Origin of the sequence: Sulfitobacter sp. 1A13353, from assembly GCF_043557255.1 — a bacterium.
GTDB lineage: Bacteria > Pseudomonadota > Alphaproteobacteria > Rhodobacterales > Rhodobacteraceae > Sulfitobacter > Sulfitobacter faviae.
The window spans coordinates 49,203-62,384 of the sequence record NZ_JBIFFS010000007.1 but is presented as its reverse complement, the minus strand read 5'-3'; the positions used below and the strand labels follow the sequence as shown (position 1 = coordinate 62,384).

12 protein-coding genes are annotated in these 13,182 nt (G+C 62.8%); 4 read left to right on the top strand and 8 right to left on the bottom strand.

Going from position 1 to position 13,182, the window contains the following annotated elements:
• Position 1: 1 nt before the first annotated feature.
• From bamA to pyrH, 8 genes are all read right to left on the bottom strand, one after another.
• Positions 2 to 2,335 carry an outer membrane protein assembly factor BamA gene (bamA, locus tag ACGYLO_RS16315; protein ID WP_271687457.1) on the bottom strand — a complete coding sequence of 778 codons (2,334 nt, stop codon included), beginning with the start codon at positions 2,333 to 2,335 and terminating at the stop codon, positions 2 to 4.
• 194 nt (positions 2,336 to 2,529) lie between these two features.
• Positions 2,530 to 2,655 (bottom strand): hypothetical protein, encoded by a 126-nt coding sequence (locus ACGYLO_RS16310; RefSeq protein WP_271687458.1) that lies wholly within the window; start codon positions 2,653 to 2,655, stop codon positions 2,530 to 2,532.
• Between the two features lie 134 nt (positions 2,656 to 2,789).
• The gene (rseP, locus tag ACGYLO_RS16305; protein ID WP_394374208.1) at positions 2,790 to 4,133 is read right to left on the bottom strand and encodes an RIP metalloprotease RseP; all 1,344 of its coding nucleotides are present in this window, start codon (positions 4,131 to 4,133) and stop codon (positions 2,790 to 2,792) included.
• A gap of 13 nt (positions 4,134 to 4,146) precedes the next feature.
• Positions 4,147 to 5,322: a 1-deoxy-D-xylulose-5-phosphate reductoisomerase gene (dxr, locus tag ACGYLO_RS16300; protein ID WP_271687461.1), complete on the bottom strand. Its 1,176-nt coding sequence runs from the start codon at positions 5,320 to 5,322 to the stop codon at positions 4,147 to 4,149.
• Positions 5,323 to 5,328: 6 nt separating this feature from the next.
• Complete coding sequence (locus ACGYLO_RS16295; protein ID WP_067261564.1) at positions 5,329 to 6,120, bottom strand: phosphatidate cytidylyltransferase; 792 nt, start codon at positions 6,118 to 6,120, stop codon at positions 5,329 to 5,331.
• A gap of 11 nt (positions 6,121 to 6,131) precedes the next feature.
• Positions 6,132 to 6,869, bottom strand: a complete 738-nt coding sequence (gene uppS, locus ACGYLO_RS16290; protein WP_067261562.1) for a polyprenyl diphosphate synthase — start codon at positions 6,867 to 6,869, stop codon at positions 6,132 to 6,134.
• A gap of 48 nt (positions 6,870 to 6,917) precedes the next feature.
• A complete protein-coding gene (frr, locus tag ACGYLO_RS16285) occupies positions 6,918 to 7,484 on the bottom strand; it encodes a ribosome recycling factor (RefSeq protein WP_067261561.1) in 567 nt (188 codons plus the stop codon).
• Between the two features lie 173 nt (positions 7,485 to 7,657).
• Positions 7,658 to 8,383: a UMP kinase gene (pyrH, locus tag ACGYLO_RS16280; protein WP_067261559.1), complete on the bottom strand. Its 726-nt coding sequence runs from the start codon at positions 8,381 to 8,383 to the stop codon at positions 7,658 to 7,660.
• A gap of 130 nt (positions 8,384 to 8,513) precedes the next feature.
• Here pyrH and miaA point away from each other — a divergent pair, with 130 nt between their 5' ends.
• From miaA to ACGYLO_RS16260, 4 genes are all read left to right on the top strand, one after another.
• The gene (gene miaA / locus ACGYLO_RS16275; protein WP_271687462.1) at positions 8,514 to 9,404 is read left to right on the top strand and encodes a tRNA (adenosine(37)-N6)-dimethylallyltransferase MiaA; all 891 of its coding nucleotides are present in this window, start codon (positions 8,514 to 8,516) and stop codon (positions 9,402 to 9,404) included.
• 106 nt (positions 9,405 to 9,510) lie between these two features.
• Positions 9,511 to 10,281 (top strand): AraC family transcriptional regulator, encoded by a 771-nt coding sequence (locus ACGYLO_RS16270; protein WP_271687464.1) that lies wholly within the window; start codon positions 9,511 to 9,513, stop codon positions 10,279 to 10,281.
• Between the two features lie 309 nt (positions 10,282 to 10,590).
• Complete coding sequence (locus tag ACGYLO_RS16265) at positions 10,591 to 11,679, top strand: ABC transporter permease (protein WP_271687465.1); 1,089 nt, start codon at positions 10,591 to 10,593, stop codon at positions 11,677 to 11,679.
• Between the two features lie 12 nt (positions 11,680 to 11,691).
• Positions 11,692 to 13,158, top strand: coding sequence for an ABC transporter permease (locus ACGYLO_RS16260; RefSeq protein WP_271687466.1), 1,467 nt, complete (start codon positions 11,692 to 11,694; stop codon positions 13,156 to 13,158).
• The last annotated feature ends 24 nt before the right edge of the window (positions 13,159 to 13,182 follow it).

The following is a 13,182-nucleotide window of genomic DNA, read 5'->3' as shown; positions in this document are numbered from 1 at the left end:
CTTAGAACGTGGTCCGCAGGGTGACCTCAAAGCTTTGCTCTTTGTCAAAGCTCTCTTTCTTCAGCGCGTCGGAGACGTTGAACTGAAGCGGGCCAAGCGGCGTGTCCCAGAAGACCGAGAAGCCGATCACATGACGGAACGAACCGCTCTCGCCGACGATGGTGCCACCGGAGGTGTCCACATCGCTCAGGTCCCACAGATTGCCCACGTCATAGAAGACGCCGCCGGTGATGCCATATTCCTCAGGCAGACCCAGCGGGAACTCCGCCTCGAAACGGGCCACGGCAAAAAGGTTACCGCCAAGCGCGTCGTCTACCCCGTTGCTCTGGTCGCGCGGCCCGATGCCGCCCGGCTCAAAGCCGCGCATGATGGATGGGCCAAGGATGAAGCGGTCCACCGCGCGGTTGGTGCCGCTGTTCCAAGACAGCGCACCGCCTTCGAGCGTGGCACGCAGGGTGACTTCCTCGTTAAAGATGCGCTTTTCGCCCGCGATTTTGGCCGTGGTCTTGATATATTCGTTGTCCCCGCCCAGCCCGGCAAAGTCCTGTCCGAACTCGAACAGAACGCCCTGTGTCGGATCCAGCCCGCTGCGGCGGGTGTCGTAGGTATAGGTATAGCCAACGGAGGAGGAGAAGAGCGCGCCTTCGGCGATTTCATTCGCAATGGTGGCGCTGTTGTCCTCGTCGTCCCGCTCCAGCATCTCGATCCCTTCAAGGGTATAGCGCGTCGACAGACGGCCATTCTCGCTGACAGGGAAGGTCAGACTGGGCTGGAAGACCAGCCGTTCGGTGTCATAACTGGTGTAGGAGGAATTGGTCTCCGCGTAATCCAGCTTGAGACCAAGCGCCACGTCACGCCCAAGGAAGCGCGGCTCGACGAAGGTCACGCCATAGCGCGTCGCATCCTCGGCAGTGGAGATCGACAGGTTCAACCGCTGACCACGCCCGAGGAAGTTTTCCTCTTGGAAGCTGACCGCCACACCGAAACCGTCATTGTTAGAGAAGGAGCCGCCGAAGTTCAGCGAGCCTGTGGGTTGTTCCTCCACATCCACGTCGATCACGACCTGCTCTGGGCTGGAGCCTTGGCGGGCGTTGACCTCTGCCGTCTCGAAATACTGCAACGCGCGGATGCGTTCCGCCGCTTGGCGGATTTCGCGTGGGTTGAAGGGGTCACCCTCCACGCTGTCGAACTCGCGCCGGATCACACGGTCGAGCGTGGTGGTGTTGCCTTCGATGTCGATCCGCTCAACAAAGATACGCTCCCCACGGGAGAGTTTGTAGGTCACGTTAAGCGACAGATCGCGGTCGTTGCGGTCGATCACCGGCTCGACGCGCAGGAAATCGACACCATCACGGATCGCTTGGCGCTCGATCCGGGCGATGTCATTCTCGATCAGGGTCGGGGAATAGATCACGCCGGGGCGGATCTTGAGCAGGTCGCGATAGGCCGCCGCATTCAGGCCGGGCACTTCGGATTCCAGCTTCACCTCGCCGAAACGGAACTGCTGCCCCTCGGTGATGTTATAGGCCACAAAGACGCCATCACGCTCTTCGGTCAACTCGGCATTCACCGCCTCGGTGCGCATGTCGACATAGCCGCGCGACAGGTAGAAATCCCGCAGCAACTGTTTGTCGGCCTCGACGCGGCCTTCGACATAGGTGTCGCGCTTGACCAAACGGCGGAACAGACCGGCCTGTTTGGTGCCCAGAACGCGGCGCAGGCGACGGTCGGAATAGACGCGGTTGCCGACAAAGCTCAGACGCTCGATCTCGACATTGTCGCCTTCGAAAATCTCGAACACCAGATCGACGCGGTTCTGGTCGCGGCGGATGATGCGCGGCTGCACGCGGGCCGACAGGCGCCCCTCGTTGCTATAAGCCTCCGCAATGGCGGCGGCGTCTTGCTCGGCTTGGCTGGGGTTGAACACCCGCCGCTCGGTCGAGCCGATGAGTTCGGCCAGCATCTCATCCTTGATGCGGCGGTTGCCCTCAAAGCTGACGCGGTTCAGCGTCGGCAGTTCGACCACCGTGATCACCAGCGTGCCGCCCTGCGGCTCAAGCGAGACGGATTCGAACAGACCCGAGTTTTGCAGGTTCTGGTAGGCGTCGTTCAACTGACCGCCCGTCACCGCCTGCCCGCGCCCGATGCCCGCGCGGCGCAGGATGGCGCTATCGCCAATCCGCTCATTGCCGTCGATGACGACCGTGTTGAACTGATATTGCTGCGCCTGCGCTTGGCTGCCGGGCACGAGCCACGCGACGGACAACATGACACAAAGCGATGCCCCCCGAAGGGTCTTGCCGACATTGCTGCGCTGCGCCCATTCGACGGGCATTCTGCCCTCGTTCCTCAGTCCCATTACACCGACCCGTTTTTTTACGACATTGTTGTCAACCTGACTACGCAGGTTAACGGGGTTTGTCAAAAGCAACGGCGGGAAAAATATACCATATCATGCGGCAAGTTGGGCCGGAATGACATGATGGGACAAGATCGTGTGAAACTGCCCGATCCGGGAGCTCGCAGCGGTCAGAGAGAGGCGACAAAGGCCCCTGCGAAGAGCGCCGCCGCGATGGCCGCGCCAAAGAACGCACGGTCCCAGTTCAGGTCCAAAAGCAGGCTCAGGCCGCGGTATGTTCCTTGCAAGACGTGCATTTTCGGTTCCTTCTCGATGAAGGGGAACCATAGCCAGAGATTGCGGCACGATTTTGTTCAATTGTGGCCATTTGAAGGCATTGCGCCCTGCCCGAAGGGCAAGGCAGGGCTGTCTTTCGCTATCGTTGCGCCGCTTACGGGCAGAACAGATCGTTGCCGAGCGCAAAGAGCATCAGGGTCAGCACCAAGACGATGCCGATGCTCATCAAAAAGCGCAGCGCGCCATCGCTGGGCGGTTTGCCGGTCACCGCCTCATAGGCGTAGAACACCAGATGCCCGCCGTCCAAAGCCGGGATCGGGAAGAGGTTCAGCAGACCGACCGCCGTGCTCAGCACCGCGATGAAATAGATGAAGGACTGCGCCCCTTGGCTCGCCATCGCGCCCGAGGTCTGGGCGATGCCCACCGGGCCGCTGAGGTTGCAGGTGCTGATATTGCCGACGATCATCTCACGCAGGCCCGAGATCGACCCGGTGATGATGCGCCAAGTGTTGTCCAAACCGGTGCCGAGCGCCTCACCCACGCCGGGGGTGTCGGTCGCAGGCACGAAGGCCATGCCGCCGACGATGCCGATGCGCAGGTTTTGTTTGAAACTGCCATCGGGCTGCGGCTCATCCGTGGCTTTGGGGACAAGAGTGAAAGGCAAGCTCTCGCCATCGCGCCAGACGGTCAACTCCTGCGGTGCCCCTTCGGAGGCTTCGACCACCTCTTTCAATTCCCCAAAGGCCACGATCTCTTGCCCATTCACCGCGGTGATCACATCGCCGCTGCGCAGACCGGCTTCTTGCGCCGCCGATTGCGGGGCGACGTTGCTGACCAGCGGCGGCATAAGATAGGGGCCAGGCACGGTTAGCTCTTCGCCATCGCGGGTGACGTCATAGCTCAGCACCGCTTCCTGCGGCAGATTGGTCAGGAAATCGCCATAGCGTTCCCCGGCAGAGAGCGAGGGCACCGGGGTGCCTTCGACCGCGCGCAGAATATCGCCCGGAGCCAACTCATAGGCGTCATTGGGCAACGCCCGCAATTCCCCGACGGTGAGCGGATCACGAGCGGTTCCGGCGGTCATCGCAACGGCAAAGAAGATGAGGATCGACAGGGCAAAGTTGAACACCGGCCCCGCCGCCACGGTCAACGCGCGGGCATAGAGCGGCGCGCCGTGCATCGTGTGGCGCAGCGCCTCGGGGTCGTCGGCAAGCGCTTCCATCGCGGTCTCATCCTTGCCGGAGGCCGCGTTGGAGTCGCCTGCGAATTTCACATAGCCGCCAAAGGGCAGCAGCGCGAACTGCCACCGCGTGCCGCGTTTGTCGACGCGCGAGAACAGCACCGGGCCGAAACCGAGGCTGAAGACATCCGCCTTGATCCCGGTCCAACGGCCCACGATGTAGTGCCCGTATTCGTGGATCGCCACGATCACCGACAGCGCCACGACAAAGGCCAGTATCGTCCAGATCAGCCCGCCGAACTCCGGCAAAAACCCCATGATGTCCAACGTACTACCCTGCCCTTTTCTGAATTGCGGCCTCTGCCGCCTTGCGTGCGAGTTGGTCCGCCTGCGCCACCAGTTCAAGTGTCATGTCGTCGCGGCCCTGCGCGGCCTCTTCGGCGCGGCGCTCCAGCACCTCTTCGACGATCTCGGCCATCTGCGTGAAGCGCAGCCGTCCGTCGATGAAACCGTCAAGCGCCACTTCCTTGGCCGCGTTAAAGACCGCGCCCATCAGACCGCCCGCTGCCATGACGTCCCGCGCCAGCCGCAGCGCGGGCCAGCGGGCGTCATCGGGGGCGGTGAAATCGAAACGTCCAATCTTGGTCAGGTCCAACCGCTCGACCGGGAGATGCCCGCGCGCGGGGTGGTGCAGCGCGTAGCCGATGGCATGGCGCATATCCGCGGGGCCGACATGGGCCATCAGCCCCCCGTCGCAAAAGCCCACCAGCGCATGGATCATCGACTGCGGATGCACCAGCACCTCAATCGCCTCGGGGGAGACGCCGAAAAACTCACGCGTCTCAATGACTTCCATCGCCTTGTTAAACATCGACGCCGAGTCGATGGTGATGCGCTGCCCCATGTCCCAATTGGGATGGCTTGAGGCTTGGTCGAGCGTCGCATGGGCAAGGTCTTCGAGCGGCCAATCGCGAAACGCGCCGCCGCTGGCGGTGATGATGACACGCTCAACGGCGGCCATGTCTTCGCCGACCAGCGCCTGAAATACGGCGGAATGTTCACTGTCGACGGGCAGGATCGTCGCGCCGTGGCGCGCGGCCTCTCCCATGATCAGCGCCCCGGCGCAGACCAACGATTCCTTGTTGGCCAGTGCCAGCGTGCCACCTTGGCGCAGCGCCGCCAGCCCCGGTGCCAGCCCCGCCGCCCCGATGATCGCCGACATGGTCCAATCCGCCGGGCGCGATGCGGCCTCGGTGATCGCCTCGGCCCCCGCTGCGGCTTCGACACCGCTGCCACTGAGCGCGTCGCGCAGATCGTCCAGCAGGTCTTCGCGGGCGGTGACGGCCACATCGGCCTTCAGCGCAATGGCATCCTTGGCCAATTGCGCGATATTGCCCGCGCCGGTAAGGGCCACGACCTCATAGGCGTCGGGCGCGCGGCGGATCAGGTCAATCGTGTTCTGACCTATAGAGCCGGTCGCCCCCAGTATCGAAATCTTGCGCGGCATAGCGGGTCAGTTCACACCCGGCGGGAAACCGATCAGCGGCCCGACGATCAGCAAGAAGACGGCAGCGCCCAGCATCCCGTCAAAACGGTCCAACAGACCGCCATGGCCGGGGATCAGCGCGGAGCTGTCTTTGACCCCCATCTTTCGCTTCATGCCCGACTCCGCCATATCGCCCATCTGAGAGGCCATCGACAGGGCCACCGAGATGCCGACAAGTTGCAGGCCAAAGCCGGTGTTGAACGAGAAAATCAGCCCGACAACAGCCGCCCCAACCCAGCCCGAGGCGGTGCCGGACCATGTTTTTTTGGGGCTGACCTTGGGCCAGAATTTGGGCCCTCCGATGGCGCGGCCTGCGAAATAGCCCACCACATCGGTCACCACGACCACCAGCACCAGCCACATCAACCAGCCAAAACCCATGTCATCGCGCAGCTGGATCAGACCAAAGCCCGCCAGCAGGATTAGCGCGGTAAAACTCATGTAAAGCGTGCGATTGGCGCTCAATAGTGCAAAGCCCGCCAGCGCCGGGGCCAGCAAAAGCGGCAGGCCAAAGCCCACCGGCAGATAGACCGAGGCCAGCACCGCCGCCGCGGTCACCAGCCCCAATTGCCAAGCCGCCGCCTGCCCCTGCCCGCGCAGCATGCCGACCAATTCCCAGACCATCATGCCGCAGATCAGCGCCACCAGCAGATGAAAGACGGTGCCGCCCAACCAGATGCCCAAAAGACCGATCAGGATCATCGCGCTGGCCGATAGCATACGGGCGCGTAGGTCGGACCATTGTTCAGGTGATTTCATCGCAGCTCTCCTCAGGTCTTGACCGCACCGAACCGCCTGTCACGCCCGCCATAGGCGGCGCAGAGCCGGGCGAATTCCTCGCGGGTGAAATCCGGCCACAGCGTGTCGATGAACTCATATTCCGCATAGGCCGACTGCCACAGCAGAAAGTTCGAAATCCGCGCCTCGCCGCTGGTGCGGATCACCAGATCGGGGTCGGGCAGCACATGGGTATCGAGGTAGCGCGGCAGGGTCTCTTCGTCCACGCTATCGGGGTCAAGTTTGCCGCTGGCGACATCTTGGGCCAAGCGGTGCGTGGCGCGGGCCACCTCATCGCGGCCGCCATAATTGAGCGCGATGGTTAGATTGATGCGGGTGTTATGGGCGGTATGGGCCTCAAGCTCTCCCATGAGTTTGATCAGCTTGTCATCCAGCCGGTCGCGATCCCCAATGAACCGCACCCGCGCGCCATAGTCGCTAAGGCTGCGCATTTCCTTGGAAATATAGCGCCGAAACAGGGACATAAGCCCCGCCACTTCGACCTGCGTGCGCTTCCAATTCTCGGTCGAGAAGGCAAAGATCGTCAGATACTCCACCCCCACATCGGGGCAGCATTCGACGATCTCGCGCACGCGTTTGGCGCCGGCGTGATGCCCAAAAAGCCGGGGCCGCCCGCGTTGGGTGGCCCAACGGCCATTGCCGTCCATGATGATCGCCACATGGCGTGGCCCGCCGGGTATCGTTTGGGGCTGAATTTCGGCGGTGCTCATGTCTCGACCTTTTTCTTTCAAGTTCTGTTTCCCTGCGTCTTGGCGGGGTCAGACTTGCATGATTTCGGCCTGTTTCGTCTCAAGCTGTTCATCAATGAGCGTAATGAAACGGTTGGTCAGATCCTGCACTTCGCCTTCCCAGATTTTCTGGTCGTCCTCTGACATGGCGCCGTCGTTCTTGGCCTTCTTGATCTGGTCCATCCCGTCGCGGCGGATGTTGCGGATCGAGACGCGCGCGTGTTCGGCGTATTGGCCCGCGACCTTGGTCAACTGGGTGCGGCGCTCTTCGTTCAGCTCGGGGATCGGCAGCATGATGATGGTGCCGTTCAGCTGCGGGTTGATGCCCAGTCCGCTTTCGCGGATGGCCTTCTCAACCTTGCCAACGAGACCCTTGTCCCAGACGTTGATCGTGACCATGCGCGGCTCTGGCACGTTGACGGTGCCGACTTGGTTCACCGGGGTCATCTGGCCGTAAGCCTCGACCATCACCGGCTCCAGCATGGAGGCCGAGCCACGCCCCGTGCGCAGCGATGCGAACTCGGTCCGAAGCGACGCAATCGCGCCGTTCATCCGCCGTTCAAGATCATCGGTATCGAGCATAAATTCGTCTGACATGGCGAGCCTGCTTGTTGTTTCCTTGCGTTACGGCTTTCTAACGGTGGCGCGGCGCTTTCACAACTGCCCATTGTTGCGCCACCATACGCGCCCCGCGCCCCTGTTGTGAGAGACGCGGGCGGCATCAGGTCAATCGCCCCGCCGTGGGGCGATGCCTTGGAATGCGGGCGGAGTTACCCGACGCGGGTATAGGTGCCCTGCCCCGCCAAGATGCCTTGGAAGCCGCCCGGCTCATCCAGCGAGAAGACGATGATCGGCAGGTTGTTGTCCCGCGCCAGCGCGATGGCAGAGGCGTCCATCACGCCGAGCCGCTTTTGCAGCACGTCGTCATAGCTCACCAGATCATAGCGTTTCGCATCGTCGAACTTGGCCGGGTCCTTGTCATAAACACCGTCGACTTTGGTGCCCTTGAAGATCGCCTCGCAGGACATCTCATTGGCGCGCAGGGTCGCGGCGGTGTCGGTGGTGAAATAGGGGTTGCCGGTGCCCGCGGCAAAAATGCAGACCCGCTTCTTCTCAAGGTGGCGCACGGCGCGGCGGCGGATATAGGGCTCGGCCACTTCGTTCATGGTGATGGCGCTGATCACGCGGGTGTGGATGCCCAAGCCTTCGAGCGCCGATTGCATCGCCAGCGCGTTCATCACGGTGGCGAGCATCCCCATGTAATCCGCCGTGGTCCGCTCCATCCCCTGCGCCGAGCCTTGCAGGCCGCGGAAGATGTTGCCGCCGCCGATCACCATGCAGATCTCGACGCCCAGACTGTGCACCGATTGCACCTCACGGGCGATGCGTTCGACGGTTGGCGGATGCAGACCATAGCCGAGGTCACCCATCAGCGCCTCCCCGGAAATCTTTAGCATCACGCGGTTAAAGGAGACTTGGGGGGTGTCTTGGGACATCGGGCACACCTTACTATTTCACCAACCGGGGGAGATTTAAGCCTTGCGGCGGTGAAGGGTTTTCATTTCGCGCCAAAATGTCGCAAATACGCCCAAGGTTCAATGCGGGACGTAAGGAAGACGCAAAGAAATGCCGGATATTCCCAAGGCCCAGATGGACGCCCTGTTGCAGGGTTTGCCGCCCGAACGGCCGGTGTTGATCGCCGGGCCGACCGCCAGTGGCAAATCCGCCCTTGCCCTCGCCATTGCCGAGGCGCAGGGCGGTGTCATCGTCAATGCCGATGCCAGTCAGGTCTACGCCCCCTTGCGCATCATCAGCGCCCGCCCCTCGCCCGAGGAAGAGGCCCGCGCGCCGCATCTGCTTTATGGTCATCTGGCCGAAGACGCGCCCTATTCCACCGGCCATTGGCTGCGCGAGGTGGCCCCGCTGTTGGGCGGCGACCAGCGGGTGATCATCACCGGGGGCACCGGGCTCTACTTCTCTGCCCTGACGCAGGGGCTGGCCGAGATTCCGGCCACCCCGGTAGAGGTACGCGCCCAAGGCGACGAGATGGCACTCGAAGACCTGTTGGCCGGGCTGGATGCCGAGACCGCCGCAGGCATCGACCAACGCAACCGCGCGCGGGTGCAGCGCGCTTGGGAAGTGTGGCAGGCCACTGGGCGCGGCCTGTCGGACTGGCAGCGCGACACCGGCGCACCGCTTTTGCCGCTGGCGGATTGTCTGCCGATCGTCTTCGATGTCGAGCGGGATTGGCTGAACGCCCGCATCGCGCAGCGCTTTGACCTGATGCTCGAGCAAGGCGCCTTGGAAGAGGTCGCCGCCCTTCGCCCGCGCTATGACCCATCCCTGCCCGCCCATCGCGCCATCGGCGTGCCGGAACTGATCCGCCACCTCGACGGCGACTGGCCGCTGCACCGCGCCCGCGAGGCCGCCGTCGTCGCCACCCGACGTTTCGCCAAGCGGCAGCGCACTTGGATGCGCAGTAAGATGGCAGATTGGCAGCGGGTGACGCCGGAATAGCCGCCGAGCGGGCGGAATTTCTTGCGTTATCCCAACCCTCCGCTAGCCTGACGTTGAAGATTACCCTTGTAAGGTTTCCATTTCTCAACGAAAGCGCCCCGTGCCCGTGACAGAGATTCAGACCCAGACCTTGGCCCAGCTTTCGGCGGGGCAAGACTGGCGGCTGACCCTCGCGCACGACTGCGACCACCATCTTTTGATCTGGATCACCCGGGGCCAAGGGCGGCTGCTGCTCGATGGCCAACGCCGCGGCATCAGCCCGCATAACGCGCTTTGGATACCGGCGCGGTCGCTCTTCGCGCTGGAGCTGGGCTATCAATGTCTGGGCCATGCGGTGCTGATCCCCAAAGACAGTGACGAAAGCCTGCCCGAGACCCCGCGCCAATTGCGGATCCGCGACGGGGCCGCGCAATCGGAGATCGCAACCCTCATCGAACAGATCCAACGGGAGGTCCAACAGGCCCGCCCCCTGCACCAAGATGCGCTCAAAGCGCAGGTGGCGCTGATGTCGGTCTGGCTGCGCCGCCAGATCATGGCAGAGGCGCATACCGCCCCCCGGCCCAAGGCAGGCGACAGGCTCAGCGCGCGCTTCTGCGCCTTGGTCACGCAAGGCGCCCCCAAGGGCACCAGCATGGCCGAACACGCCGCAGCTCTTGGCGTGACCCCAACCCATCTGACCCGCGCCGTGAAGGCAGCTACCGGCAAATCCGCCGCTGACCTTCTGACCGAGCGCAGTTGCCATGCCGCCCGTCGCCTGTTGGCCGAGACCAATCACACAGCTGCCGAGATCGCCGCCACTTTGGGCTTCGGCTCTGCCGCCTATTTCACCCGTTTCATGCAACAGCACAGCGGCCTGCCCCCCAGCAAACTGCGCTGAGAGCCGGGCCGAAATGTCGTTTTCAGACCCTCAGGATGTCGCAAAAACTCATCCAAACTCCTCAGCCGAATGTTGACGCGCGGGTGATTTCCGTGCCTCATGGCTGAACCGCTCCGCACAGGGGCGGGGCAATGAACAAGCGCAGGCCGCCAGAAAGACCGCCAAAAGGTCTTCGGCACCCCAGCGCCACAAGGCAGAAAAACCTGCCACGCACAGAACCGGCGCCCCCAAGGCGCCGCACGAATTAAAAAGGCCAAAAGGCCGCATCGTCGGGCCAAGTCACCGCCCGACCCTGCTACAGGGGACCACATGGGACTATTCATTTTGCGCCGGCTGGGTGTGATGTTGCTGACGGCGCTCTGCCTGACGTTCATCGTTTTCTGGCTGACCAATCTCTATCCGAACCTCGAAAAACTCGCCAAGACACAAGGCAACTTCCGCATGTCGGACGAGGCCGTGGCCAGCTACCTCGAAGACCGCGGCTATTTGCAGCCCACGGTCGACAAGTTCGGCGAATGGCTGGGCGTGCTACCCGGCTGGGTCACCGAAGGCGACACGCCCGAGGAAACCTTTGGCCGCTGTTTCGCCCCCGGCACCCCGGTGGAAGAGCGCCCCACCCGCTGCGGCATCCTGCAAGGCGATTGGGGTTTCTCGACCGTCTTCAAAGAACCCGTGGGCGAGACGGTGCTCACCCGTCTGGCACTCACCGCCAAGCTGATGTTCTGGGTGCTGGTGCTGATGGTCCCCTCGGCGCTGATCGTCGGCGTGCTGGCGGGGATGCGCGAAGGCTCCAAGCTCGACCGCTCGCTCTCCACCTTCTCCATCGCCACCACGGCAACGCCTGAATATGTCTCGGGCGTGATCTTCATCGCGGTGCTGGCCTCCTCGCGCTTTGGCCTGTCGCCGCTGTTGGCCGACTGGGGCTGGATCGACAGCAAGACACTGTTTCTGGGCTCGGCCACTTCCGCCATGAAAGACGCGAACTTCTGGAACTTCTTCCTGCCGGTGCTGACCATCTCGCTCTACGGCATGGGCTATATCGCGCGGATGACGCGGGCCTCGATGACCGAGGTGATGACCGCGCAATATATCCGCACCGCGCGGCTTAAGGGCGTGAAATTCTCAGAGATCGTGCTGAAACACGCGCTGCGCAACGCGCTCATTGCGCCCTTCACCGTCATCATGCTGCAAATCCCGTGGCTCTTGAACGGCGTGGTGATCGTCGAGACCCTGTTTAACTACAAGGGCTTCGGCTGGCTGCTGGTGCAGGCGGCGGCCAATAACGACATCGAACTGCTGCTCGCGGTCTCGGTCGTGTCGGTGATCGTCGTCCTCGTGACGCAGCTGATCTCGGACATCGGCTATGTTTTCCTCAACCCGCGCATTCGCATTTCTTAACGGAGCTTGGACATGGAACCTTTGACATGGACCGGGTCGCTTGCGGGGCTCAATATCATCTTCCTCGGTCTCGCGGTGCTTCTGGCCTTGGCCGTGGCGGTGCAGATCGTCGTTTCCTTCTTTCCCGCCAGTGAGGCACGTCAGATCAACCCGGACGGCACCGTCGCCCGGCAAGGCGGGCTGGCGGGCGGGGTGAACCGGGCGGTGATCCTGCTCTTTGCGCTGCTGATCCTCGTCCTGCTGATCTATATCATCGCAGGCGCCTTCATGGGGCCACAGGCGGGCATCATCGGCGGCATGTCGCAGCAGATGCTGCCCGTGTGGATCGCGCTGATCCTGACCTTCGCGCTCTCCATCCACTTCAAGCGGCGGCTCGGCCTTTACGGCAAGCTGTTTGACAGCACCGTCGGCATGATCGGTTTCGCCATCGTCATGTTCTGGGTCTACACCGGTATCTTCGGCGGGCTGTTCGATCTGTTGGTGACGCATGACAGCCTCAGCCAGACCTCGGGGATGAAAAACAAACTGCCCGGCACGCCCCTGCGCAGCCCGGATGAAGGCGAATACCCTTGGTTCCTTTTGGGCGGTGACAACCTTGCCCGCGATGTCTTCTCTCGGCTGATCAAAGGGTCTTGGGTCGTGGTGCAGATCGCGCCGATGGCGACGCTCTTTGCCTTTATGGTGGGGATCACGCTGGGCCTGCCTGCGGGATACTATGGCGGGCGGTTGGATACGGTGCTGAGCTTTCTGGCGAACCTGATCCTCGCCTTCCCGGTGATCCTGCTGTTCTACCTGCTGGTCACGCCCGAGATCGTGCTGACCGGCATCCCGAACTACATGGCGGTGTTCCTATTCATCTTCCCGCTGATCTTCCTCGCCGTGCTGTTGAACGCGCGCTACTACACGCAACCTTCGTTCCGCACGCCGCTTCTGATCGTGGTGCTTGGGGTGGTCGGCTGGCTCTACCTGTCGCTGGTCTCCACCGACGGGGCGATCGTGGCGACGGACAGCTACCGCATTCCGGGCCTGCCGAGCATGATCGACCTCTTCGACATCGACCCCGGCGTGCTGGTGGTCTTCGTCTCGGTGGTCTTCGTGAACTCGCCCACGGTGTTCCGCATCGTGCGCGGCTTGGCACTCGACATCAAAACCCGCGACTACGTCGCCGCCGCCCAGACCCGTGGCGAAGGCCCGTGGTATATCATGCTGTGGGAAATCCTGCCCAATGCGCGCGGGCCGCTGATCGTCGATTTCTGCTTGCGCATCGGTTATACTACGATCCTTCTGGGCACGCTGGGCTTCTTCGGCCTCGGGCTGGAGAGCGAGAGCCCCGATTGGGGCAGCACGATCAACGCGGGCCGCCGCCTGCTGTCGCTCTACCCGCATGCTGCTATTGCGCCTGCGCTGGCGCTGCTGAGCCTCGTGCTGGGTCTGAACCTCTTGGCCGATGGCCTGCGCGAAGAATCCCTGCGCGACTAAGAAACATCCTCCGGGGGGCCAGCC

Bases quoted from the DNA above. Each gene is read 5' to 3' on its own strand.
- ACGYLO_RS16310 (WP_271687458.1), bottom strand. From the start codon at position 2,655: ATGCACGTCTTGCAAGGAACATACCGCGGCCTGAGCCTGCTTTTGGAC.
- dxr (WP_271687461.1), bottom strand. From the start codon at position 5,322: ATGCCGCGCAAGATTTCGATACTGGGGGCGACCGGCTCTATAGGTCAG.
- ACGYLO_RS16265 (WP_271687465.1), top strand. From the start codon at position 10,591: ATGGGACTATTCATTTTGCGCCGGCTGGGTGTGATGTTGCTGACGGCG.
- ACGYLO_RS16295 (WP_067261564.1), bottom strand. From the start codon at position 6,120: ATGAAATCACCTGAACAATGGTCCGACCTACGCGCCCGTATGCTATCG.
- ACGYLO_RS16260 (WP_271687466.1), top strand. From the start codon at position 11,692: ATGGAACCTTTGACATGGACCGGGTCGCTTGCGGGGCTCAATATCATC.
- pyrH (WP_067261559.1), bottom strand. From the start codon at position 8,383: ATGTCCCAAGACACCCCCCAAGTCTCCTTTAACCGCGTGATGCTAAAG.
- miaA (WP_271687462.1), top strand. From the start codon at position 8,514: ATGCCGGATATTCCCAAGGCCCAGATGGACGCCCTGTTGCAGGGTTTG.
- rseP (WP_394374208.1), bottom strand. From the start codon at position 4,133: ATGGGGTTTTTGCCGGAGTTCGGCGGGCTGATCTGGACGATACTGGCC.
- bamA (WP_271687457.1), bottom strand. From the start codon at position 2,335: ATGCCCGTCGAATGGGCGCAGCGCAGCAATGTCGGCAAGACCCTTCGG.
- uppS (WP_067261562.1), bottom strand. From the start codon at position 6,869: ATGAGCACCGCCGAAATTCAGCCCCAAACGATACCCGGCGGGCCACGC.
- frr (WP_067261561.1), bottom strand. From the start codon at position 7,484: ATGTCAGACGAATTTATGCTCGATACCGATGATCTTGAACGGCGGATG.